19 protein-coding genes and 10 tRNA genes are annotated in these 23,020 nt (G+C 51.2%); 26 read left to right on the top strand and 3 right to left on the bottom strand.

What is annotated here, in order from left to right; all coding sequences use genetic code 11:
• Positions 1-3: 3 nt before the first annotated feature.
• The 18 genes from RB297_RS18815 to yajC all read left to right on the top strand — a co-directional run bounded on the left by RB297_RS18815 (position 4) and on the right by yajC (position 9,217).
• Positions 4-95, top strand: a tRNA-Ser gene (locus RB297_RS18815).
• Positions 96-112: 17 nt separating this feature from the next.
• A tRNA-Glu gene (locus RB297_RS18810) sits at positions 113-187 on the top strand.
• Positions 188-326: 139 nt separating this feature from the next.
• Positions 327-402: transfer RNA gene (locus RB297_RS18805), tRNA-Val, on the top strand.
• 86 nt (positions 403-488) lie between these two features.
• A tRNA-Met gene (locus tag RB297_RS18800) sits at positions 489-565 on the top strand.
• A gap of 30 nt (positions 566-595) precedes the next feature.
• A tRNA-Asp gene (locus RB297_RS18795) sits at positions 596-672 on the top strand.
• Positions 673-804: 132 nt separating this feature from the next.
• A tRNA-Lys gene (locus RB297_RS18790) sits at positions 805-880 on the top strand.
• Between the two features lie 41 nt (positions 881-921).
• A tRNA-Gly gene (locus RB297_RS18785) sits at positions 922-996 on the top strand.
• 4 nt (positions 997-1,000) lie between these two features.
• Positions 1,001-1,077: transfer RNA gene (locus RB297_RS18780), tRNA-Arg, on the top strand.
• Between the two features lie 39 nt (positions 1,078-1,116).
• Positions 1,117-1,196: transfer RNA gene (locus tag RB297_RS18775), tRNA-Leu, on the top strand.
• Between the two features lie 8 nt (positions 1,197-1,204).
• A tRNA-Pro gene (locus RB297_RS18770) sits at positions 1,205-1,278 on the top strand.
• A 146-nt stretch (positions 1,279-1,424) separates the two neighbouring features.
• On the top strand, positions 1,425-2,138 hold the full coding sequence (locus RB297_RS18765; protein ID WP_015734032.1) for a BofC C-terminal domain-containing protein: 714 nt from the start codon (positions 1,425-1,427) through the stop codon (positions 2,136-2,138).
• Between the two features lie 212 nt (positions 2,139-2,350).
• Positions 2,351-2,854, top strand: coding sequence for a crossover junction endodeoxyribonuclease RuvC (ruvC, locus tag RB297_RS18760; RefSeq protein WP_009592782.1), 504 nt, complete (start codon positions 2,351-2,353; stop codon positions 2,852-2,854).
• A complete protein-coding gene (ruvA, locus tag RB297_RS18755) occupies positions 2,851-3,468 on the top strand; it encodes a Holliday junction branch migration protein RuvA (protein ID WP_009592777.1) in 618 nt (205 codons plus the stop codon). The genes ruvC and ruvA overlap by 4 nt, the downstream gene beginning before the upstream one ends.
• A 33-nt stretch (positions 3,469-3,501) precedes the next feature.
• Positions 3,502-4,509: a Holliday junction branch migration DNA helicase RuvB gene (ruvB, locus tag RB297_RS18750; RefSeq protein ID WP_009592741.1), complete on the top strand. Its 1,008-nt coding sequence runs from the start codon at positions 3,502-3,504 to the stop codon at positions 4,507-4,509.
• Positions 4,510-4,572: 63 nt separating this feature from the next.
• Entirely contained in the window at positions 4,573-6,663 is a 2,091-nt protein-coding gene (locus RB297_RS18745; RefSeq protein ID WP_375121110.1) for a SpoIID/LytB domain-containing protein, read from the top strand.
• A 5-nt stretch (positions 6,664-6,668) separates the two neighbouring features.
• A complete protein-coding gene (gene queA / locus RB297_RS18740; RefSeq protein WP_096772924.1) occupies positions 6,669-7,700 on the top strand; it encodes a tRNA preQ1(34) S-adenosylmethionine ribosyltransferase-isomerase QueA in 1,032 nt (343 codons plus the stop codon).
• 21 nt (positions 7,701-7,721) lie between these two features.
• Positions 7,722-8,861, top strand: a complete 1,140-nt coding sequence (gene tgt, locus RB297_RS18735) for a tRNA guanosine(34) transglycosylase Tgt (RefSeq protein ID WP_096772925.1) — start codon at positions 7,722-7,724, stop codon at positions 8,859-8,861.
• A 47-nt stretch (positions 8,862-8,908) separates the two neighbouring features.
• A complete protein-coding gene (gene yajC, locus RB297_RS18730; protein WP_096772926.1) occupies positions 8,909-9,217 on the top strand; it encodes a preprotein translocase subunit YajC in 309 nt (102 codons plus the stop codon).
• A gap of 117 nt (positions 9,218-9,334) precedes the next feature.
• Here yajC and RB297_RS18725 read toward each other — a convergent pair whose 3' ends face one another.
• Positions 9,335-9,724 (bottom strand): TIGR04086 family membrane protein, encoded by a 390-nt coding sequence (locus RB297_RS18725; RefSeq protein ID WP_096772927.1) that lies wholly within the window; start codon positions 9,722-9,724, stop codon positions 9,335-9,337.
• Positions 9,725-9,917: 193 nt separating this feature from the next.
• Between RB297_RS18725 and RB297_RS18720 the strand changes: the two genes are divergently transcribed.
• Positions 9,918-10,703: a YetF domain-containing protein gene (locus RB297_RS18720; RefSeq protein WP_015734039.1), complete on the top strand. Its 786-nt coding sequence runs from the start codon at positions 9,918-9,920 to the stop codon at positions 10,701-10,703.
• Here RB297_RS18720 and spoVB read toward each other — a convergent pair.
• Positions 10,700-12,301, bottom strand: coding sequence for a stage V sporulation protein B (gene spoVB, locus RB297_RS18715; protein ID WP_096772929.1), 1,602 nt, complete (start codon positions 12,299-12,301; stop codon positions 10,700-10,702). The genes RB297_RS18720 and spoVB overlap by 4 nt on opposite strands.
• A 188-nt stretch (positions 12,302-12,489) precedes the next feature.
• On the opposite strand from spoVB, the gene RB297_RS18710 reads away from it, so the two are divergent.
• From RB297_RS18710 to RB297_RS18685, 6 genes are all read left to right on the top strand, one after another.
• Positions 12,490-12,747, top strand: coding sequence for a post-transcriptional regulator (locus RB297_RS18710; RefSeq protein WP_096772930.1), 258 nt, complete (start codon positions 12,490-12,492; stop codon positions 12,745-12,747).
• 131 nt (positions 12,748-12,878) lie between these two features.
• Entirely contained in the window at positions 12,879-14,129 is a 1,251-nt protein-coding gene (gene secD / locus RB297_RS18705) for a protein translocase subunit SecD (protein ID WP_009592810.1), read from the top strand.
• Entirely contained in the window at positions 14,119-15,036 is a 918-nt protein-coding gene (gene secF / locus RB297_RS18700) for a protein translocase subunit SecF (protein ID WP_375121108.1), read from the top strand. Before secD ends, secF begins: the two co-directional genes overlap by 11 nt.
• 146 nt (positions 15,037-15,182) lie before the next feature.
• Positions 15,183-16,148, top strand: coding sequence for a cation diffusion facilitator family transporter (locus RB297_RS18695; protein ID WP_015734042.1), 966 nt, complete (start codon positions 15,183-15,185; stop codon positions 16,146-16,148).
• A 54-nt stretch (positions 16,149-16,202) separates the two neighbouring features.
• A complete protein-coding gene (gene recJ, locus RB297_RS18690) occupies positions 16,203-18,605 on the top strand; it encodes a single-stranded-DNA-specific exonuclease RecJ (RefSeq protein ID WP_375121107.1) in 2,403 nt (800 codons plus the stop codon).
• Between the two features lie 26 nt (positions 18,606-18,631).
• The gene (locus tag RB297_RS18685) at positions 18,632-19,147 is read left to right on the top strand and encodes an adenine phosphoribosyltransferase (protein ID WP_009592753.1); all 516 of its coding nucleotides are present in this window, start codon (positions 18,632-18,634) and stop codon (positions 19,145-19,147) included.
• A 93-nt stretch (positions 19,148-19,240) separates the two neighbouring features.
• On the opposite strand, the gene uraA is transcribed toward RB297_RS18685, so the two are convergent.
• The gene (uraA, locus tag RB297_RS18680; RefSeq protein ID WP_375121106.1) at positions 19,241-20,539 is read right to left on the bottom strand and encodes a uracil permease; all 1,299 of its coding nucleotides are present in this window, start codon (positions 20,537-20,539) and stop codon (positions 19,241-19,243) included.
• 302 nt (positions 20,540-20,841) lie between these two features.
• Here uraA and RB297_RS18675 point away from each other — a divergent pair, with 302 nt between their 5' ends.
• Complete coding sequence (locus tag RB297_RS18675) at positions 20,842-23,019, top strand: RelA/SpoT family protein (protein ID WP_009592739.1); 2,178 nt, start codon at positions 20,842-20,844, stop codon at positions 23,017-23,019.
• Position 23,020 lies beyond the last annotated feature (1 nt).

Below are 23,020 nucleotides of genomic sequence, written 5' to 3'. Positions count from 1 at the left end.
TACGGAGAGGTGTCCGAGTTGGCCGAAGGAGCACGATTGGAAATCGTGTAGGCGCCAAAAGCGTCTCGAGGGTTCGAATCCCTCTCTCTCCGCCAGCAAGGACTTTATATACGGCCCGTTGGTCAAGGGGTTAAGACACCTCCCTTTCACGGAGGTAACAGGGGTTCGAATCCCCTACGGGTCACCACTTTCTTTAATGCATCAGGGGATAAGAATCCCGTCGGTTCGTCGGAGGATAACTTCGTAAGCATAGACTTCAGTCTCGAACGAAGTGAGAGTATCCCCTACGGGTCACCACTTTCTTTAATGAATGTAACAATCCAGATGGAGGCTTAGCTCAGCTGGGAGAGCATCTGCCTTACAAGCAGAGGGTCGGGGGTTCGATCCCCTCAGCCTCCACCATAATTCATCCCCATAAAGTGAAGCTCACGCTTCGCAGGTAATTCCGATTACTTTTCGGGGACCCATATTAGCAACCCTTTTAATGACGCGGGGTGGAGCAGTTCGGTAGCTCGTCGGGCTCATAACCCGAAGGTCGTAGGTTCAAATCCTGCCCCCGCAACCAATTTATGTCGCAATGGCGATAATGCCTCTTGGAACTGTGGTGTAGAGGCCTAACATGCCTGCCTGTCACGCAGGAGATCGCGGGTTCGAATCCCGTCAGTTCCGCCATTCTTATTAGCTTCAGGGATGAGAATCCCTATTGGGTTCGTCGGAGCTTAGCTTCGTTAGTATAGACTTCGCAGTCTCGAACGAAGAGAGCGTATCCCGTCGGTTCCGCCATTCTTTAACTCTTAGTAATAAGAGCCATTAGCTCAGTTGGTAGAGCACCTGACTTTTAATCAGGGTGTCGAAGGTTCGAGTCCTTCATGGCTCACCATCTTTACCAAGAGAGCTGGAAACGGAATACATATCATATTTGCGGACGTGGCTCAGCGGTAGAGCATCGCCTTGCCAAGGCGAGGGTCGCGGGTTCGATTCCCGTCGTCCGCTCCATTTTGCGCCCTTAGCTCAGCTGGATAGAGCGTTTGACTACGAATCAAAAGGTCGGGAGTTCGAATCTCTCAGGGCGTGCCATTTTTACAATCAGATGCTTAACTTATGAAATTTCTTTGTGCCGGTGTGGCGGAATTGGCAGACGCGCGCGACTCAAAATCGTGAGGGAAACCGTGGGGGTTCGAGTCCCTTCACCGGCATTAATTAACGGGATGTAGCTCAGCTTGGTAGAGCACCTGGTTTGGGACCAGGGGGTCGCATGTTCAAATCGTGTCATCCCGATTCAAACCGAAAGATCGCTTTCAGTATATCTGAAGGCGATCTTTCTTTGTTATGGATAGAAATGATGCCAACGGCCAGAGCGGAACTGAATATTTTGACAGCATCCCGGTCACAATATGAAAAACATTGAATAGAAGGGGATAACCTTGAGTGTTTTTCATTTCTTCAAGAAACTGTTCAGAAAACGTTGGAGACGTTGGAGACGCGCGATTTGGTCTTGTTCGATCGTAGTGCTCGTTGGTGTCATGGTATGGTCCGGCCAGAATATAACCGATCAGATGAAGAGGCTGCTCACCGCTACTTTCGATGAAACGCCGCTGGCTGTGGAAACGATGCAATACCTGCAAATCGAGGATGATAAGCAGGAGGAACGCAGGCAGGATCAGAGGGAATTCATGCAGAAGCTGAATACCTCGAAAGGAAAGAAGCATGTTCATGTCCGCATCACGTATGTCTGCGGCATTGAAGAGCAGGATATGGGAAAGCTTACGGCGGACGGCATTTATGAACTGATGAATAAAAATCCTTTATGGCAGGGACGATTGGATAATAAAGGCAATGTTTGGCTCGAGCAAACCGTATCCGACCTTTCGCCCGCCTGCAAGCGGCAAGCCTATATGAGCATCGATGCCAACGGGAACTTAACGTTGTTTGACGGCCCGCCGGAAGAAGAGAAGGTCATGCGCACCTTCTTCCAACTGGATGTCGGCTCGATGGAATCCTCTTTGCCTAAAGACGTGATTCAGCAGCTTGAAGAAGGTATTCGAATTCAAGATATGGAAGAGTACAACAGTGTACTGTCAACCTTTAGCGACTATGCACGGGATATGGCCGAAAATGTCATGAGTCCTAGCCCTTGAAACGTCTATGCTTGTCGCTTCATCACCAAAGCCGCAGCTGCCCGGAATTTTTCCGGGCGGTTTTTTGGTGTTTAGCCGTTCCATCGGCGGTGCCGTCAGGGAAGATATAGAACTCTGGCTTACGGGATCAAAGTTTTTCCTCAATTGAGGCCGAACTTTTGTTATAATGGGAGAACGATACATATGTTCGCTTCATCAGAGGAGAGATTGGTTTGCGCATTTTAGGAATCGACCCGGGGATTGCGATTGTGGGCTTCGGGTTTGTCGATAAGGTTGGAAGCAAAGTCACGCCGGTCCAGTATGGCTGCATCCAGACGGAAGCCCATACACCGGATGAAGAGAGGCTGCATCACGTGTATGAAGGCATGCTGCAGCTTATCGATAAATATGAGCCGGAGGCCGTTGCGTTCGAGAAATTGTTTTTTAACCGCAACGTCACCACCGCGATGTCCGTATCCCAGGCGAGAGGAGTTCTCATACTGGCGGCGGTCCAGCGCGGACTCCCGATTGCAGAATATACGCCTATGCAGGTTAAGCAGGCCATCGTCGGCTATGGCAAGGCGGAGAAGAAGCAGGTACAGGAAATGGTCAGGATGTTCCTGAAGCTTCAGAGCATCCCAAAGCCCGACGATGTGGCGGATGCTCTGGCCGTGGCAATCTGCCACGCCCATTCCTACACACTTAATTCCAAATTAAATGAGGTATTGCGAAAATGATCGATTTTTTACGGGGACAGGTTGTCCACTTAGAGAGTGAATATATTGTGCTGGATGTTCAAGGCGTAGGATACCGGGTGTTTTGTCCGAATCCGTATGCTTTTGCCAAAACGGAAGGAACCGTGACGGTCTTCACCCATCATCACGTTCGTGAGGATGCCATTCTGCTGTTTGGGTTTCCGACGCGGGAGGAGCAGAAGCTGTTCCGTAAGCTGATCGAGGTCTCGGGAATCGGCCCGCGCGTGGCGCTCGGCATACTCGGCGGAGGATCTCCGGATCATGTGGTTTCCGCGATCTATCAAGAGAATATATCCTTCTTGATCAAACTTCCGGGAATCGGCAAGAAAACAGCGCAGCGCATGATTTTGGATCTTAAGGATAAGCTTGAGGGCTTCGGGAATGCGAGCATGATGACCGGTCTTTTTGCCATCCAGGAGCCGGAATCGGATGATGGCGGCTCGGCATGGTCCGAGGCTCGCGAGGGCCTGAAGGCGCTTGGTTATACGGATAGCGAGCTGGATAAAGTCTGGCTGAAGATCAAGGATTCCGGCGCAAGCGGCGAATCCGTCGATGTGCTCATGAAACGGGCACTGCAGCAGCTATTCGCTGGATAGATAGAGAATCGCTGCAAGAGAGGAGTTATATAGATGGATGATCGAATTATTTCCGCCAATCTGATGATGGACGAACAAGCTGTCGAACTTAGTCTGCGTCCGCGTTATTTGGCTGAATATATAGGACAGAATCAAGTAAAGGAAAATTTGAAGGTATATATCGAGGCTGCAAAAATGCGCAACGAGGCGCTTGACCACGTGCTGCTGTACGGTCCTCCTGGACTTGGCAAAACGACGCTGGCCAATATTATCGCCAATGAGCTTGGCGTTAATCTGCGGACGACGTCCGGCCCGGCCATCGAACGGCCTGGCGATCTGGCGGCGCTTTTGACCAATCTGCAGGAAGGAGACGTCCTGTTTATTGACGAGATCCACCGGCTGCACCGGACGGTGGAGGAAGTGATGTATCCGGCCATGGAGGATTTTGCGCTGGATATTATGATCGGGAAAGGGCCAAGCGCACGCTCCGTTCGCCTGGATCTTCCGCCGTTCACCCTAATTGGCGCCACAACCCGGGCTGGCCTGCTCTCAGCGCCGCTGAGGGACCGTTTTGGTGTAGTAAGCCGTCTGGAATTCTATACGGTAGATGAGCTGAGCTACATTGTGTCCCGCAATGCTGATCTTTTGGGGATCGAGATATTGGGAGAGGCTGCAGAAGAGATTGCCCTAAGATCTCGGGGGACACCGCGCATTGCGAACCGCCTCTTGAAGCGGGTACGCGATTATGCGCAGGTTCGGGGCGACGGCATGATCACGCCAAGCATCGCGCAGGAAGCGCTGAAGATGCTCCAAATCGATCCGATGGGCCTGGATTTTATCGATCACAAAATGCTGAACGCCATGATCAAGAGCTTCCGCGGGGGACCTGTGGGACTGGATACCATTGCCGCAACCATCGGGGAAGAAAGCCAAACCATAGAGGATGTTTATGAACCGTATCTTCTACAGATCGGTTATTTGCAGCGTACGCCTCGGGGACGCGTCGTAACGCCTACAGCTTATCAGCATTTAGGCATTCCCTTTCCGGAGGATCGCCGCTAACTGAAGGAATCATGACATTTATGCATATACCATATCCAATTAGTTACAGGAGGAAAGACATACATGGATAGGAACTGGACGAAATCATTATTCGGTTGGACCACCAAAGGACTCTTGTCGCTGGCTGTTGCCGGAAGCTTATGGAGCGCGCCCGCCGTGCAAGCAGCCGCCCCTTCGTTAGATACGATTCGGGTTGCGATGTTCCTGGATCTGGGAAGCCAGTATAAATCGACGACCAATGCCGTGACGCTGAAATCCGCCGAGGCTCTAACCGCATCGCTGCTTGCCTCAGGTATTCATCAGACTCTGATGAGCATCCCTGCGAACCAGCAGGTCCGGATGAGCGTGGATACATACCGCGTTAAGGTGCTTGAGACAACGGATTGGAAAGCCGCTTCGGAAGCAGCGAAAAAGCTGCAGGCGACAAGTGACAAACCGATGCTGTTTGCGGATGGCAAGGTGTACAAGCTGTACGCCGGCATGTACGGTACAGAAAAAGCGGCCGCGGATGCGGCTGCTCGGACAGCGAAGACCGCGGCCGCATATCTGAATGGGCAAACGCCAGCCGTTAAAGGCGCGCTGCATCTGTCTGCCGGATCGTACGGATCGGAGACTGAGGCGGAGACCGTGCGCAAAGCGTATGCCGATGCCGGTCTGGATGCATTCAATGTCATGGTGCCGTCCGGGGAAACTTCGGCTTATGAGGTGTGGGTAGGCGAAGCGGCAAACACGGCCGATCTCGCTGCCGTCAAGAAAGAAGCTGCCAAGGTATCCGGCAGCCTGGTTGAACAGAACGCCAATACGCCGGGTCTTATCATAAGAAGTGACGTAAGCCTGAATCTGGCGGCTCCCCAAGAGGTGACACATTACATGCTGTCAGGTAATCAATCCGTTCTGCGGGTTGATGGGAAGTCAGGAGCGGGAACGAATGTGAAGGAGCGATCCGATCGCTCATATCGGGGCGCTTTGGAGATCGGGCAAAAGAACGGTCAATTATACCTCGTCAACGAATTGCCGTTCCAGCAGTACCTATATTCCGTCGTGGGGGCGGAGGTGCCTTCTTCTTGGGGAACCGAGGCTCTGAAGGCACAGGCCGTGGCAGCGCGCAGCTATGCACTCTTCCAAGGTAATAAATTCGAAGTAGCGCATGTCGTGGACACCACGCTGAGCCAGGCCTATTATGGGACGGCTTATGAGTATCCAAGCATTATTCAGGCAGTGGATGCAACCGATGGCGAAGTCGTCATGAAAGACGGCAAAATCGTGGAAACCGTGTTTTCTTCCAACAGCGGCGGGATGACGGCGGACTCCACCGAGGTCTGGGGCAATCGTAACGATCTGTTTGCCGCGGTGGAAAGCCCTGGCGACTCCTCATCCCAGGCCGCGCTTAAAGCTTGGTATCATGTGCTTCTTCCGAGTGGCGTTACGGGTTACGTGCGTGAGGACAATGTAAAGGAAACCGGCAATGCAACATCGGCAGGTCTTCCTTATATGACTGTTACCGCGAAGGATACCAACGTGCGCCCGCTGCCGCTGATCCAATCGAACGTTGAGCCCGTAAGCAAGATGAATCCGGGAGAAACGGCCGTCGTCCTGGACAAAGTCGCGGAATCCAACAGCTTCGAATGGGTTCGAGGCCCTTATACTTCGGATCAATTGCTGGCCACTTTAAAAGGAAAAACCGCCAATAGCCTGCCGGCCTCCATTACTACGCTGGATGTAACGGAGCGAGGCCCGTCCGGACGGGCCCTCACGGTGAAAGCCAACGGTCAAGTGCTGGACGTAAAATATCCGGATATGTTCCGCTCGGCTTTTAACGGTCTGCCAAGCACATTGTTTGATATTGAATCGACCGGAAGTTATACTGTATTGAGCGCGAATGGTGCGGTATCAACGGTTTCGAGCGGTCAAACGGTATCCGTCATTTCCGGAAGCGGAAACGGAAACGTCAAAGGCTCCGGCACCGTCGTGATGAATGGAACGGGGACAGCACGCGTAATCGAAAGCTCTCCGGGCTTTAAATTTACCGGTAAAGGCTTCGGCCACGGACTGGGCATGTCGCAATGGGGTGCCAAAGGAATGGCTGACGAAGGGTATGATTATAAGCAGATACTCCAACACTATTACCGCAACACGACTATAACGAAGGACTGACCGACATGAATGTGGATTTGTATGATTTTGAATTACCCGAACACTTAATTGCGCAGACGCCGCTGCTGGATCGAAGTTCTTCCAGGCTTCTCACGCTGAACAAAGAGAGCGGACAGATAAGCCACCAGACGTTTGCGGATATCATAGACAGCCTGAATCCGGGCGATACGCTCGTATTAAACGATACGAAGGTAATCCCGGCCCGATTGTTCGGCGAAAAGGAGGATACCGGCGCGAAAGCCGAGGTCCTTCTGCTGAAGAATATGGGAGAAGACCGTTGGGAAGCACTCGTAAAACCCGGCAAGAAGCTGAAAAAGGGAAACGTGATTTCCTTCGGCGAGGGGAAACTAAAGGCGGTCATCGAGGAGGAAGGAGAAATGGGTGCTCGCACCTTGTCCTTCTCGTATAAGGGGATTTTCCAAGAAATCCTGGATGAACTGGGCCAAATGCCGCTCCCGCCTTATATTAAGGAAAAGCTGGATGATCGCGATCGCTATCAGACCGTATACGCGAAGCATGAAGGATCCGCAGCCGCGCCGACGGCAGGCCTTCATTTCACGGAGGCTCTCCTGGAACAAATCCGGGCCAAGGGAGTGGACATCGCCTTCATCACTTTACATGTGGGACTGGGAACATTCCGCCCGATGTCCGTGGATCAGGTCGAGGACCATGTCATGCATGAAGAGTACTATTCCCTATCCCAGGAAACGGCAGACCTGCTGAATGAAACGAAACGGCGCGGCGGCCGGGTTATCGCCGTAGGAACGACCTCCTGCAGAACGCTGGAGACGGTAGGCTCACAGTTAAAGGGCGAGCCTCTGCGCGAGAGCAGCGGCTGGACAAGCATTTTTATTTATCCGGGATACTCTTTTACCGTGGTGGATGCGCTGATTACGAATTTTCATCTGCCGAAATCCACGCTGGTCATGCTGGTCAGCGCGCTGGCCGGACGCGAACACATCATGCATGCGTACAAGGAAGCCGTTGACAAAGAATACCGTTTCTTCAGCTTTGGCGACGCGATGTTTATCTATTAATTTCGGAGGTTGGTTATTACAATGGCAGCAGCTGTTACTTATGAACATATTAAAACGTGCAAACAATCGGGCGCCAGGCTCGGCAGAGTGCACACCCCCCACGGCGTAATCGATACGCCGACATTCATGCCTGTCGGAACGTTGGCAACCGTAAAAACGATGAGCCCGGAAGAGCTTAAAGCGATGGATGCCCACATTATTTTGAGCAACACCTATCACCTCTTCCTGAGACCGGGACATGATATTGTGAAGGAAGCAGGCGGATTGCACAAATTCATGAACTGGGACCGGCCGATATTGACCGATAGCGGCGGTTTCCAGGTATTCAGCCTGGCGGAAATGAGAAAAATATCGGAAGAGGGTGTACATTTCCGTTCGCATTTGAACGGAGATAAACTGTTCATCTCTCCAGAGGTCGCAATGGAGATCCAAAACGCGCTGGGATCTGATATTATGATGGCCTTTGATGAATGCCCGCCTTTTCCTGCGGAGTATGAGTACGTCAAGCAATCCACCGAGCGGACTTCCCGCTGGGCTGAACGCTGCCTGAAGAGTCATGCCAGACCGGAGGACCAAGCCCTGTTCGGCATCGTGCAGGGAGGCATGCATGAGGATCTTCGCCGTCAGAGCGCCCGTGATTTGACTTCCATGGATTTCCCGGGTTATGCTATTGGTGGACTTAGTGTGGGAGAATCGAAGCAGCTTATGTATGAAGTGCTGGATTACACGGTGCCCCTGTTGCCGAACAATAAGCCTCGCTATTTGATGGGAGTCGGATCACCGGATGCGTTGATTGAGGGCTCGATTCGTGGTGTGGATATGTTCGATTGCGTGCTTCCGACGCGGATCGCCCGCAACGGGACAACGATGACAAGTCAAGGCCGTCTTGTCGTTCGAAATGCTCAATATGCCAGGGATTACGGACCGCTGGATCCGGAATGCGACTGCTATACCTGCCGTAACTACTCGCGTGCTTATCTGCGCCATCTGATCAAGAGCGACGAAACGTTCGGACTGCGATTGACGACGTATCATAATCTGCATTTCCTGATCAATTTGATGCGGAGCGTGCGTCAGAGTATTATGGAAGACCGTCTGCTTGATTTCCGCGATGAGTTTTTTGATAAGTACGGCCTACACGATAATGAAAAAGGGTTCTAAAGCAAGATCATGGCCATCATGATAAGTTTGTGAAAGGGGGGAAAGAAATGTTTGGTTCAGTTGAACTCGCAGCAGCGCAAGGTCAGGGTGGAGGCATTTTGGGGTTGATTTTGCCTTTCGTTCTGATGTTCGTCATCTTTTATTTTCTGCTTATCCGTCCACAGCAGAAGAAACAGAAAACAAGAAACGCAATGCTTAGCGCCTTGTCCAAAGGAGATAAAGTGGTAACGATCGGAGGCCTTCACGGGACGATCGTGGAGATTACCGACGACATCGTGGTTTTGAAAGTGAACGACGTAACGAAGTTGACGTTCGACCGCAACTCGGTAAGCCATAGCGTGAATACGGATGCATAATCTCGTTTCACCTACATATGGAAAGTCATCGCTATAAACAAAGGCCGACTCCTTTTAGGAATCGGCCTTTGTTTTTTTATCACTGGGCGTGAAGTGCGCCAAAGTCGTTGCAAGGTTTTATTTTTTTAAGTTAACCCCGAACATTCCCCCGATGGCCCCGGCAGCAAAAACCGTGGCAATCAGCGTCAAATCTCCGAGTGACAAGGAACTATCCAAGGCTAGAAAGCCGATGGCGAGCAGCGTAATCCCATATACCAGCCCGGTCAGGCAGCCATAATACCAGCCTTTGTTACCTGCGCGTTTGCCGCTCACACAGCCCCCAATAAAGGCCGCGACGGCATGTACCAGAAACGTGTAGAACGATAAATCATCCTCGGCCAGTCCGCTGCCCCACAGCAGCAGGGATAGCGCCAATGCGCCAAGAAACATCCAGAAATAAGAATACAAGAGTCCTGAAAGAATCGGATTGGTGATCCTGAAAGTGAATACTCGCCGGATCGGTTCCATGAATCATCCCCCTTAACAAATCTTGATAATTATATTGTATGGCCAAGCCTGTACATATAGTACAAACTGAACATTTTGCATCGGGTTTTGCAGGATTACCATTAATTAATCAATTGTAATCGAATGGGAAGAGCTGCGGCAGGCCAGAATAGCTGTACATGAGAATGTTCGACAAGCTAGGGAGGGATTGTTTATGTCTCATATGACTATTCTGATTCTGCGGACCGTTCTGATGTATGTGGTTATCTTTGTTACCATGAGAATCATGGGCAAACGGGAAATCGGAAAGCTGTCTATCTTCGATTTGGTCATATCCGTCATGATCGCAGAGATCGCCGTTTTTGTCCTCGAAGATGTCCATAAACCGATTTGGGACGGACTAGCTCCTATCGCCGTGTTGGTTGCCATTCAGGTAGGACTTGCCTACATCGGCCTGAAAAATCGAAGCATACGGCTGTTTGCGGACGGAAAACCCAGCATACTGGTATCCCGAGGCAAGCTTCACCGCAAAGAGATGTCAAAGCTTCGCTACAATCTGGATGATCTGATGCAGCAATTAAGGGGAAAGGACATCGACAGTTTGGCAGACGTGGAATTTGCGATTCTCGAAACTTCCGGCCAGCTCACTGTTATTCCAAAAGATGCGGACAACGGTTCGAACCGCTCGAATAGTTCATCAAGTTCTTCCAACGCCTCAAGCTCCACTCATTCTTCAGGTGCTTTATCCAAGGCCAAATCCGAAACAGGAAACCCTACCGTTGTTGATATTCCATACGATAAAATTACGTACGAAGGACTGCCCATTCCGCTTATATTGGATGGAAAGGTGCAGGACGAAAACCTTGAACTGATTGAAAAAACAAGGTTCTGGCTGAAAAACGAGATTCAAAACCACGGAGCCAAGGATTTTAAGGATATCTTCCTATGCTCCATCGACCATAAAGGACGTATTTACATCGACCGCAAAGACAGGGACTAGCGGCGGCTAAACTTGTTGAACCAGGTACCGACGACAGGGACGCGTTCCAGATCCCGGGGCGTTACCAGCTTGGTCATGAAAATCATGATGAAATAGACCAGGATGCCAACCACGATCGAGGTCCAAAACTGCAGCCAGGGGGTCGTTGAGAACGGAAGATGTCTATACCCGTAAAGAACGCAGGCACCCATAATGATCATGACGGCAGCGATTTTGACATAGTCGAGCAGGCGGAAGCGAAAGCCGATCAGCCTGGAGAGACTAAAACCGTGAAGCAATGTAACCGCGATGCTGTTAACGATGATGGCAATGACGGCCCCTATGATGCCGAAGGCGGGGTTGGATGCCAAATATACGATAAGGCTCATCTTGATGATCGCACCGAATAAGGTATTCAACAATGCCCGTCCCGGGCGGTCCAATGCTTGCAAGGCAGCTTGAAGCGGGGACTGCACATACAGAAACAAGGCAAAGGGCGCCATGATTTTGAGCATATCGCTAATCTCGGCGTTGTCGTAGAGCAGCAGGCACAGCGGCTCAGCCAGGACAAACATAATGATGGCAAACGGAGCTCCCGAGACAAGAGCCAGCCGAAGGGATTGATTCATTCGCTTATGGATGGTAGGCCGGTCGTTGCGGGCCGCTGCCTCCGATAGGGAAGGCACCAGGGAGATGGCCAGGGAAACGGTCAACGCACCGGGCAATAGCAGGAGCGGGATAATCATGCCTTGCAGAGCGCCGTATTGGGCGGTGGCCACGGATGTCGCGATACCTGCCATGGCGAGGCTGCGATTGGTCAGTATCGTTTCCAGCAGGTAGGAGAAGGACCCTACCATCTTTCCGCCCGTTACAGGCAATGCAATGCCGAATAACCGCTTCAGGATGCCTTTATTCGAAGAAGAGTCTTCCGGCGCTTTTTTTTCAGATACGGCTTCTTGTGGCTTAGGTAAAAGTTTGTTCGTTCTTCGGCCCTCGCCGGAATATTGCAGCAGCAGCGCAATCATGCCAATCAGCTCGCCCACGGCTGTTCCAAGCATGGCCCCGGCTGCCCCGTAAGCGATGCCTTTGGGCATCAGGAGATGCGCAAACCACAACATGCATATAATTCGGACTATCGTCTCGATAACGGAGGAGCTTGCAGAGGGGATCATATTTTGTTTGCCCTGGAAATATCCCCGGTAGACCGACGAAACGGCAATGATGATCATCATGGGCGTCATGCTGATGAAGGTTTGATATACACGCTCGTCCGGCAAAAGCACGCCGGTTACCCAAGGAGCAAGCAGCAGGCTGAGTCCCGTGAAGAGGGCTCCTGCCGTAATCGTCAGCATCAGGCTGACATGCAGAATTTGCTTGGAAGCATCAGGCTTCCCGGCACCTTCGGCTTCGGCGACCATTTTGGCAATAGCTAGCGGAATACCGCCCGTAATGATGGTCACGAGCACGATAAAGAAGGGGTACCCCAATTGGTAAATTCCGACACCCTCAGGTCCGATGATCCGGGGAAGGGCGATCCGGGGGATAAAACCGAGTAGGCGGTTTAATATGCCGGCTGCAAGTAAAATCAGCGTTCCTTTAATAAACGATTGCTTGTTCACTGTCCATCCCACTCCCTGGTTAAGGCTGAATACGTTGACACGACATGGCTATTCTTATGGATATGCCCTACCTGTCCCATCTGATGACTTTACTTTTTTTTCTGGACATGGTAGGAATAGAAGGAAAGCCATATGTCATGTCGAATGTAACTTAGGGACAACAGGGAGTCAGTGAGGAGGCCATATGCATGGAACTCGAGCAAATGAGCGAGGAAGAATTGATGAGCACCATTGAGATGGTATGCTTGAGCAAGGTTGAGGAAATGCATTTGATTGGGTACGAGTATGTGACGAGCGACGATATTTGGAACTGTGTCAGCAGCAAGTACGAAAAGGAAGGCGTTCCGTCCCTCCACCAATTGGTCAACGACATTCTGTCCTTGAAAGCAACAGCCTTGATGAACTATATGACAATATCAGCATATAAGGGATCTTCTTTCGATTAATCGAAGAGGTCCCTTTTGCCTTGCGGATATAAGGGTTCATCCATAAGCCCGACAAATTTTGATAAATTGACTGGGTTTTATGACATCGCTATAATAGGAATATTGAGTAAAAAGGGGGAACAAGGGACGGCATGAAGAGAATTATCAGTTTCGTCGGAACCGTGCTCGTGATCACTATTTTAATGGCCGTTACAACTCCAGGCTTGCTGAAAGACGTCCGTCTAGGTTTGGATCTAAAGGGTGGATTCGAAATCCTTTATGAAGCAGAACCGTTGATGGAAGGGCAGCAGGTTACCAAAGAAGCGCTGCAGGAAACCGCAAAGAGCTTGCAAAAGCGTGCGGATGCGATGGGAACATCGGAGCCTGAGGTTACGCCGGAAGGGGCGAACCGTATTCGCTTGAAGGTGGCGGGCGTAACGGATGAGGCTGAAGTTCGAAAAACAATGAAAGAACCTGCAAACCTCACATTCCGAAGCAATGACGGCTGTAAAGAAGGCGAGGAGTTCTGTAAAATAGAGCTCCGCGGCGACGATTTCGTCGAGAACGGCGCATCGGTAGCCTATGACCAGCTTAATCAGCCTATGATAGATATTAAAGTGAAGGACAAAGGGAAGTTTGCTGAAATTACAGAACGCCTTCTCGGTCAAGAGCTGGCTATCTTCATGGACGACCAATTGCTGTCAGCTCCAACGGTACGAGCCGTATTAACGGACGGTACCGCGCAAATTACAGGGAACTACTCGCTGGATGAAGCGAAGCAGATCCGGGATACGATCAATCTCGGCGCCCTGCCGCTGAAGCTGGTCGAGAAATATTCGCAGAGCGTAGGGGCTACGCTTGGCATGCAATCTCTTACAAAAACTTTAGAAGCCGGTCTGATCGCTTCCGTCGCGATTTTGCTGTTCATGATTATCCGATATCGCGTACCGGGCTTGCTGGCAAGTTTCGCACTTATTTTGCACACATGGCTGCTGATCCTTATTTTCGTATGGGCTGACTTTACGTTGACGCTTCCAGGCATTGCGGCATTTATATTAGGTATTGGTATGGCGGTGGATGCCAACATTATCACCTATGAACGCATTCGGGAAGAGATCAAGACAGGCAAAAGCGTGCCATCTGCAGTGAAATCAGGCGGTAAATCCTCCCTGCGCGCCATTATGGACTCCAACTTGACGACGATTCTCGTTGCCGCTGTCATGTTCGGATTCGGTACCGGTGCGGTAAAAGGTTTTGCCCTTGTATTGATTTTGGAGATCATCGTTAGTATTGCCACGAACGTTTATTTCTCCCGTTTCCTGCTCAATCTGCTTGTGAATATCGGTTGGGCCCGCAAACCGAGCCATTATGGCGTAAAGGAGCGTGACATTCGTGAGCTTTAAGAACTTCGATTTCGTAGGCAAAAGCAGAATTTTCTACGTACTATCCATTGTAATTACGATTTTGGGCTTAGTTTTTCTCCTGACTCGCGGTCTTAACTACGGAGTTGATTTCCAATCCGGCTCGAACGTGGACATTTCACTCTCCAAACCGTTGACTACGGAGCAAATCAATACCATATTAGAGGATGCTGGAATCGGGGAGGATGCGAGCGTTACTCCGGGTAATGACCGCGTCAACATCCGATTCAGCGAGGTGCTGACCGAGGATCAGGATCAGAAGCTTCGTTCCGGCATCGAGAAGCTGGACGAGAAGGCAACCTTCGAAATTAATACGGTTGATCCCGAGATGGCCAAAGAGCTGGGACGAAACGCAATTTATGCCGTATTGATTTCCTGTATCGGGATTATCATTTATGTCAGCATCCGCTTTGAATGGCGGTTTGCGATTGCAGCGATCGTAGCGCTCCTGCATGATGCCTTCGTTGTCATCAGTATCTTCTCCATCCTTGGATTAGAGGTGGACCTGACATTCATCATCGCCGTCCTGACCATCATTGGTTATTCGATCAACGATACCATCGTTATCTTTGACCGGATCCGGGAAAACCTGCGGTTTGCGAAGATTAAGAGGGTCTCGGATCTCAAGGATCTGGTTAACAAAAGTTTGTCGCAGACGATCGGGCGCTCGATCTATACGGCCTTGTCCGTATTCATCGCTGCATTCTTCATGCTCCTCTTGGGCGGCGAATCGATCCAGATGTTCTCGCTGGCCATTTGTATCGGTTTGGCATTCGGCGCGTACTCTTCGATCTTTATCGCAAGTCCGTTGTGGCTCCTTCTTAAAGGCCGCAACGTGAGCAATAAGCCGAATTCGCCGAAGCCAAGCAAAGATAAAATCGAAATTTAATTAAACCGCTGAAGGGCGTTTGCAGTCCAGATATCAGAAGATCCTATACAAGTGAAAGCCGCGTCGCAGGCGACGCGGCTTTCTAAAGTTAGCAGCAGGCAGCATGACGAGTACAGGATCGACAGTGACATTGAGGGGGGCCTCAAGTGAGCAATGAACGCTTGAATCATACGGAGACTGTCCTATGGACAGGCATTGTAACGGATTTGGCATTAGCCTTGTGCAAAGGGATAGCCGGTTACTTATCCGGCAGCAAGGCTCTCATCGGAGATGCCCTGCATTCTGCGGCGAATGCCGTAACTTTATTGGTGGACCGGTTGCCAAGCCTTGGCATATTCGGCACGAAAAGTCCGATGCGGGACAAACGGAACGTTTCGAGTACGACGGAGCCCGTCATATCGATCTTATTTGCCGTGTTATTGATCATGGGCGGCATTCAAATTGCGGTATCCGCGATCCAGACCATGGCATCGGATAACCTCGAGCCGCCGGCCACATCGGCGCTCCTTGCAATTTTCATATCGATGGCGGTGAACGAAGCGGTATTCCAATATCAAAGCTGGCAGATGAAAAGACTGCATGATCCCCGGTACGAAATGCTGTCGGCTGATCATCGGTTTGCCTTATATTCATCGCTAACGGTATTGATCGGCGTGTCGCTATCCATGGCAGGCTCCTATTTTGAATGGTCGCCTCTATTCTACATGGATTCCATAGCGGCTCTTATCGTGGCTTGTCTCGTGGTCCGGAAAGGATATATACTCATCGTTCATTCCGTTTACGGCACGCTTGCGGAGGAGAAACGCCATGAACACGAAGCCGAGTTCATGGATACGATTCAGCGGGTTCACGGCGTGATCACGATCGAGGAGCTGAAGGTTCAAGAATACGGACAGATTCGCCACGTGAACATCGAAGTGAAAATCACCGTGAATCCGAGAACGTCCGTATTGGAAGCTCAGGAAATTGCCGAGCGAATCCGGAAGCTGTTGACCCATCGATTTATTCAGGTTACGGATGCCAAGGTTCACGTTGTGCCTTATGAACCCGGGTACCCGTATAAATCGAACTATGACTTGATGGACAACGATATGCCGACACTGCCGCAATAAGGGCAGAGCTTTTAAGACAGCAGGAAATAGGCAGGAAAAGGAAGGTGAATCCCTGTGCTGTATTCCAAATATGAATGGAGAATACGAGAGGCAGCGTCAACGATCACCGAACGGCTGGCCCATGATTTGTCGCTGCCACCCATCGTGGCTTCACTCATGGCGTCCCGGGGGATACAATCAGCCGAGGATGGCCGGGAATTTTTATATGGAACGTTTGAGCTGACGCACGACCCTTATCTCATGCAGGGAATGCGGGAGGCCGTGCCGCGCATCCGCAAAGCGCTGGAGGATCGGGAGCATATTCTGATCTACGGCGATTATGACGCGGACGGGGTTTCCAGCACATCATTGATGATTCATCTGATGCGTTATTTGGGAGCATCTTATGATATTTATATCCCTCACCGATCCAATGAAGGTTATGGCTTACATAATCATGCGCTGGATTGGGCCCATCAGCAAGGGGTCAGTCTGGTGATTACCGTAGATACCGGGATTAGTGCGGTCGAGCAAATCGCGTATGCCAACAGCCTTGGCATCGACGTCATCGTCACCGACCATCATGAACCGCCTGAGGTGCTGCCTGAGGCATATGCATTGATCAATCCGAAGATCCCGACATGCCCGTATCCCTTTAAGGGGCTGGCCGGCGTAGGCGTGGCTTACAAATTGGCACAGGCTCTCGTGGGTGACCCGCCGGAGGAATGGCTCCAGATCGTTTCGATCGGAACGATCGCTGACTTGATGCCGCTCACGGGGGAGAATCGGGTGCTTGTGAAGCACGGTATCGAATCGATGCGAAAAACGCGGTATGAAGGCATCCGCAGCTTGCTTGAGGTATCGGGAATTCATGTAGAGCAGGTGACGGCCGTTAACGTGGCCTTCTCCATGGCACCACGGATTAACGCCAGCGGCCGCTTGGACCATGCAGGCCGTGCCGTTACGCTGCTTACAACGGAGCACAGGGAAGAGGCAGAGCGCCTTGCTTGGGAGCTGGACGGACTGAACAAGGATCGGCAGCAAGTGGTCGAAAACATCGTCCAGGAAGCGCTGGGGATGGTTCAAGACCGCTGGAGAGGGCAGGAGATCCCGCCTGTTATCGTACTGGCGGGCGAGGGCTGGAATGTCGGCGTGGTCGGCATCGTGGCTTCCAAAATCCTGGAGCGCTTTTACCGCCCCGTTGTAATTCTCGGGATTGATCCCGAAACGGGAAACTGTAAAGGCTCTGCCCGTTCGATTCCGGGATTCGATATCTATGCGGCTTTGCTTTCTTGCAAAGACGTCATGGACCACTTTGGCGGCCATCCTTCCGCAGCCGGCATGAGCCTCCATCGAGACCGCTTGGCGGCATTCGAACAGGGACTTCATCGATATGCGGAGGATGCGCTCGAAGCAGAGCATCTGATTGCCGTTTGCGAAGCGGACCTTGAAGCCAGTTTGTCGGAGGTATCCGTACCCATTCTGGAACAGATGGAACAGTTAGGCCCGTTCGGCATGGCGAATGCCGTACCGAAGATCGTTTTTCGGGACGTTGTCATCAAGGACGTCCGCAAGATCGGCAAAGAAGGGAAACATCTGAAGCTTCGTTTGCAGCAAAAGCGGGAGGTTATCGATGCGATCTCATTCGGCTGGGGCCATCTTGCCGATATTCTGCCGGTGGGTTCGGTTGTGGATGTGCTTGGCGAGCTTTCCGTCAATGAATGGAACGGGAGCCGTAAAGTGCAGCTCATGATTCAGGATATCTGCGCCCCTTATCAGCAGGTGTTTGATTACCGCGGGATCAAAGAACCGATCCGGGAGATCCAGAGGTGGAGAGCTGAACTGGAGCCGCATCTGCGGTGCCCGGCTGTCCGTTCCGCGGTGGTGTACGCAAAAGATTCACATCCGGAAATAAAAAGTCAATTGTATGATATGTGCCTTTGGGTATATGATAGGAATGCTGGCATCGTGCCGGATAATGAAATCGCCGCGAGCGGCAGTCAAGAAGACATTTCCGTTTTGTTCGTACTGGATGTACCGGAGACGGCTGAGCAGCTCGCTGCATTCATGTCAGCCTTCCATTCCGTTCCCAATATATTTATGTTACATCCGACCCGGAACCTGCGCGAACGGCTGCAAATTCCGGACCGGGAACAGTTTAAGAAGCTGTACGTATCAATCGCTGGACTGACGTCCGCTCCCATGCCGGAAAAAGAGGTCGTAGCACGTCTACAGAAGCAGACTTCGTTGTCATCGCGCATGCTGGTCAAAGTACTGGATGTCTTTGAAGAATTGGCATTCATTCAGCGTGACCAGGGACAAATTACCTTTGTACCGAAGCCGGAGAAAAAACCGCTCGACGCATCCCGTCACTTCCGGGAATTAAGCGACTTGGCGGATATGGAGCAGCATCTGCTGCATGCCGGCACCGAACAGTTAACCCAGTGGATGACGTCCCGTACAAAAGGCGTATCTTAACCGCAACTATACAGGAGGAGATTATTTTGGATTTTAAAGATTATATTCGTGTCATTCCCGATTTTCCGCAAGCGGGGATCAGCTTCAAGGATATTACCACACTGCTGAAGAATGGTGAGGTATATCGCAAAGCCATCGAGGAACTGAAGGTCTTGGTTTCCGATCTCAAAATTGATGTGATAGCTGGTCCCGAAGCCCGTGGATTTGTCGTGGGTGCTCCGCTGGCTTACGCGCTTGGCGTGGGATTCGCGCCCATTCGCAAAAGCGGCAAGCTGCCTTACGAAACGATTGAAGTGGGATATGACCTCGAATACGGTAAAGATCGCTTGGCGATGCATACCGATGCAATCGAGAAAGGGCAAAATGTATTGATTGCGGATGATCTTCTTGCAACAGGCGGTACGATTGCGACTTCGGTTAACCTCATCCGTCAATTGGGCGGGAACGTTGTTGGCGCTGCTTTCATGATCGAGCTGACGGATTTGAACGGCCGTTCGAAGCTGGATGACATCGATGTATTTACGTTGATGCAGTACGAGTAAACGACACTATTCTTCCTGATTTTCCCGGGAAATAATAAAATGCCCTGAGCAATCAGCTCAGGGCATTTTTCTGTTTGCAATGAAGTTGTCGGTTCAATCCGGCGTTTTTTCGACGAGCGGCTCATCATTCTTTTCATTGGAGAGCCCGGTAATTTCGAAGAGTTTGAAGAGGACAGCCATTATGACACCTACGATGGTCGCCAATGCCATACCCTTCAGCTCGACCGTGCCAATCTTCAAGGTTACGCCGCTGATTCCTGTTACCAGTACGATTGTAGCCAAGATCATGTTGCTTGCTTTGGAGAAATCCACCTTCTGCTCCACGAAGATCCGTAGGCCGGAAGCTGCGATTACCCCGAACAGCAAGAGAGACACGCCGCCCATAACCGGTGTTGGAATGTTCGCTACAACGGCGGAAAATGTTCCTGAGAAGGAAAGAATAATGGCAATAATGGCGGCGCCTCCGATGACAAACACGGAGTACACCTTCGTCAAAGCCATAACCCCGATATTTTCACCGTACGTTGTATTCGGCGTGGAACCAACGAATCCGGACAAGATGGTGGAAATACCGTTGCCGAGCAGGGAGCGGTGAAGGCCAGGATCCTTGGAAAGGTCTTTGCCCACGATATTGCTGGTGACCAGCAGGTGGCCGATGTGCTCCACGATAACTACGAGCGAAACCAGAATGATGGTCCAGATAGCCCCGCTGTCAAAAACCGGGGTTGTCAGCTCCGGAGCCGACAGGAACTTCGCGTTTGCGATTTTCTCCGTGTCCACGACCCCAAGCGCGAAGGAAAGCGCATATCCGACAACGATCCCGATCAGGATGTGGATAATTTTGGCGAAGCCGCGGAACAAGATGGAACCCAACACCGTAACTCCGAGGGTAACGAGCGAGATGGTAATGATTTTAGGATCGATGGATTGCCCTTCTTCCGGCAAAAATCCAGCCATGCCTGCGGCAACCGGTACCAGCTCAAGCCCGATCATCGCAATGATGGCACCCATAACCGCAGGCGGGAAGACGAAGTCGATCCATTTGGTTCCCGCATATTTAACGATGAGCGCCACAAGACAGAAAATGATCCCCGTCACGATAAAAGCTCCCAAGGCTTTGCCGTAGTTGGCTTCCGGGTCGCCTGCCAGTACGATCAGCACCGGGGCGATAAAGGCGAAGCTGGAGCCGAGGTAGGCCGGAATCTTTCCTTTACATAAAAAAATGTAGAGCAGCGTGCCGATACCGTTCATCAGCAGGATCATGCCGGGATCCACGCCGAATATGTTCGGTACAAGCACCGTGCTTCCGAACATGGCGAACAAATGCTGCAGGCTCAGAAGGAACCCGGGACCAAACGGAAGCTTCTCATCTACTTGAATTTCACGTTGCAAACCATTTCACTCCTCTATAGGACTTTAAATATAGGACCGTTCGCGTACGATCTTTAATAGATTAAATACAATCGTTCGTTTTTTCAACAATAATTTTTACAGTTCGTCAAAATATTCAATTCATGTCATGTTTTGATGTCCCCGTGCAGGAAAAGGGCATACTATAAGTGACCGAACGCTCCACATGTTGACGTATAACGCCGCAAGCGTCATAATGATAGGAAAACAATCACGAGGGAACCTGCACGTTTTGACAAGGGCGGGTTCCATTTTATATAGAAAGGGAAGAGAAGGACTCCAAAATGGGCATAGAGCGATTACTCGAAAAGGCCAGCGCCTATATAAAAGAACCCGATCTTCTCCGCATCCAGGAAGCTTATGAATTTGCGGAGCAAGCCCACCACGGACAAGTGCGGAAATCGGGAGAACCTTATATTCTTCATCCGCTTGCGGTTGCAGACATCGTGGTGAACATGCAGATGGACACATTGTCCATTATTGCTGCATTGCTTCACGATGTCGTTGAGGATACAACCGTATCGCTCGAGCAGATCCGCGAGCGTTTCGGGGATACCTGCGCAATGCTGGTGGATGGTTTAACAAAGTTGGAACGCATCCAATTCCGATCCAAAGAAGAGCAGCAAAACGAAAATTATCGCAAGATGTTTATCGCCATGGCACGGGATATCCGCGTAATCGTCATCAAGCTGGCGGACCGGCTTCATAATATGCGTACTCTTAAGTACCAATCCGAGGAGAGCCAGCGCCGCATTTCCTATGAAACCTTGGAAATCTTTTGTCCGATAGCCCATCGTCTCGGTATTTCCGCGATCAAGTGGGAGATGGAGGACATTGCGCTTCGTTACTTGAATCCGCAGCAGTATTACCGCATTGCGAATTTGATGCACAAGAAGCGTGCGGAGCGGGAGCAGTACATCGACAACGTCATCGTCTGCATCCGCGAGAAGCTTGACGAGATGGGCATTCAAGCCGATTTGTCGGGCAGACCCAAGCATATCTACAGCGTGTTCAAGAAAATGACGGTGAAGAACAAGCAGTTCAACGAAATTTACGATCTCCTTGCAATCCGCATTATTGTGGACAATATCAAGGATTGTTATGCCACGCTCGGCATCATCCACACCCTGTGGAAGCCGATGCCTGGCCGCTTCAAAGATTATATCGCCATGCCAAAAACGAATATGTACCAGTCCCTCCACACGACGGTGGTAGGGCCTAACGGGGAGCCGACGGAGGTTCAGATCCGCACCTGGGAGATGCATCGAACGGCGGAGTTCGGTATCGCGGCACACTGGGCGTATAAAGAAGGCTCCGCAGGCAACGGGGGCAGCTTCGACAACAAGATGACGTTTTTCCGCGAGATATTGGAGCTGCAGCATGAAACGAAGGATGCGTCGGAATTTGTAGAATCTTTGAAAATGGACTTTTTCTCGGATTTGGTGTTTGTGTTTACGCCAAAAGGCGAGGTGATCGAGCTGCCTTCCGGCTCCGTTCCCCTCGATTTTGCCTACCGAATTCATACCGAAGTAGGAAACCGCACCATTGGTGCCAAGGTCAACGGAAGAATCGTTCCGCTGGATCATCAGCTCAAAACCGGCGATATCGTGGAAATTTTGACGTCGAAGCATTCCTACGGTCCAAGCCAGGACTGGCTGAAGATTGCCCAATCCTCGCATGCCCGAAGTAAAATCAAGCAGTGGTTCAAGAAAGAGAAGCGCGAAGAGAATGTCGAGAAGGGCCGCGAGATGCTGGAGCGCGAAATCAAGCGCCTCGGTCTTGACGTGTCCGAGTGGACGACGGACGATAAATTAATGGAAGCGGCCAAGAAATTCGCTTTTAATGATATCGAGGATATGCTATCGGCGGTCGGCTTCGGCGGTATCACTGCCGCGCAGATCTGTACGAAGGTGACCGAGAAGCTGCGCAAGGAGCAGGAGGAAGCCAACCAGCTTGAATTAACCTCCGAGATGAAGGAAATCAAGCCGGCCGAGAAGCGCAGCCGCCCGACCAACGGCGTCCGCGTCAAAGGGATTGATAACCTGCTCGTGCGTTTCGCAAGATGCTGCAATCCCGTACCCGGCGACGATATTGTAGGCTATGTAACCCGCGGCCGCGGCGTATCGGTCCATCGTTCGGATTGCGCGAATCTGCCGACAACGGATGAGGGCGAGGATGCGGCACGCGTGATTGAGGTGGAATGGGAAACGGCCGTCGAAGCGAATTACAGCGTCGATATTGAAGTGACGGGACACGATCGCAACGGATTGCTGAACGAAGTCCTTCAGGCCGTCTCCGAGAGCAAGACGAACATTTCCGCCGTCACGGGGCGATCCGACAAGAACAAAATGGCCATGATCCACATGACCATCCTGATTCGCAATACGGATCATCTCCAATCCGTAGTGGAACGAATCAAGCGGGTGAAGGATGTGTATACCGTTCATCGGATCATGCAGTGAC

The organism is Paenibacillus sp. CR_12, from assembly GCF_041953985.1.
GTDB lineage: Bacteria > Bacillota > Bacilli > Paenibacillales > Paenibacillaceae > Paenibacillus_AQ > Paenibacillus_AQ lautus_A.
The sequence above is the reverse complement of the archived record's forward strand: the minus strand, read 5'-3'. Positions and strand labels throughout refer to the sequence as shown.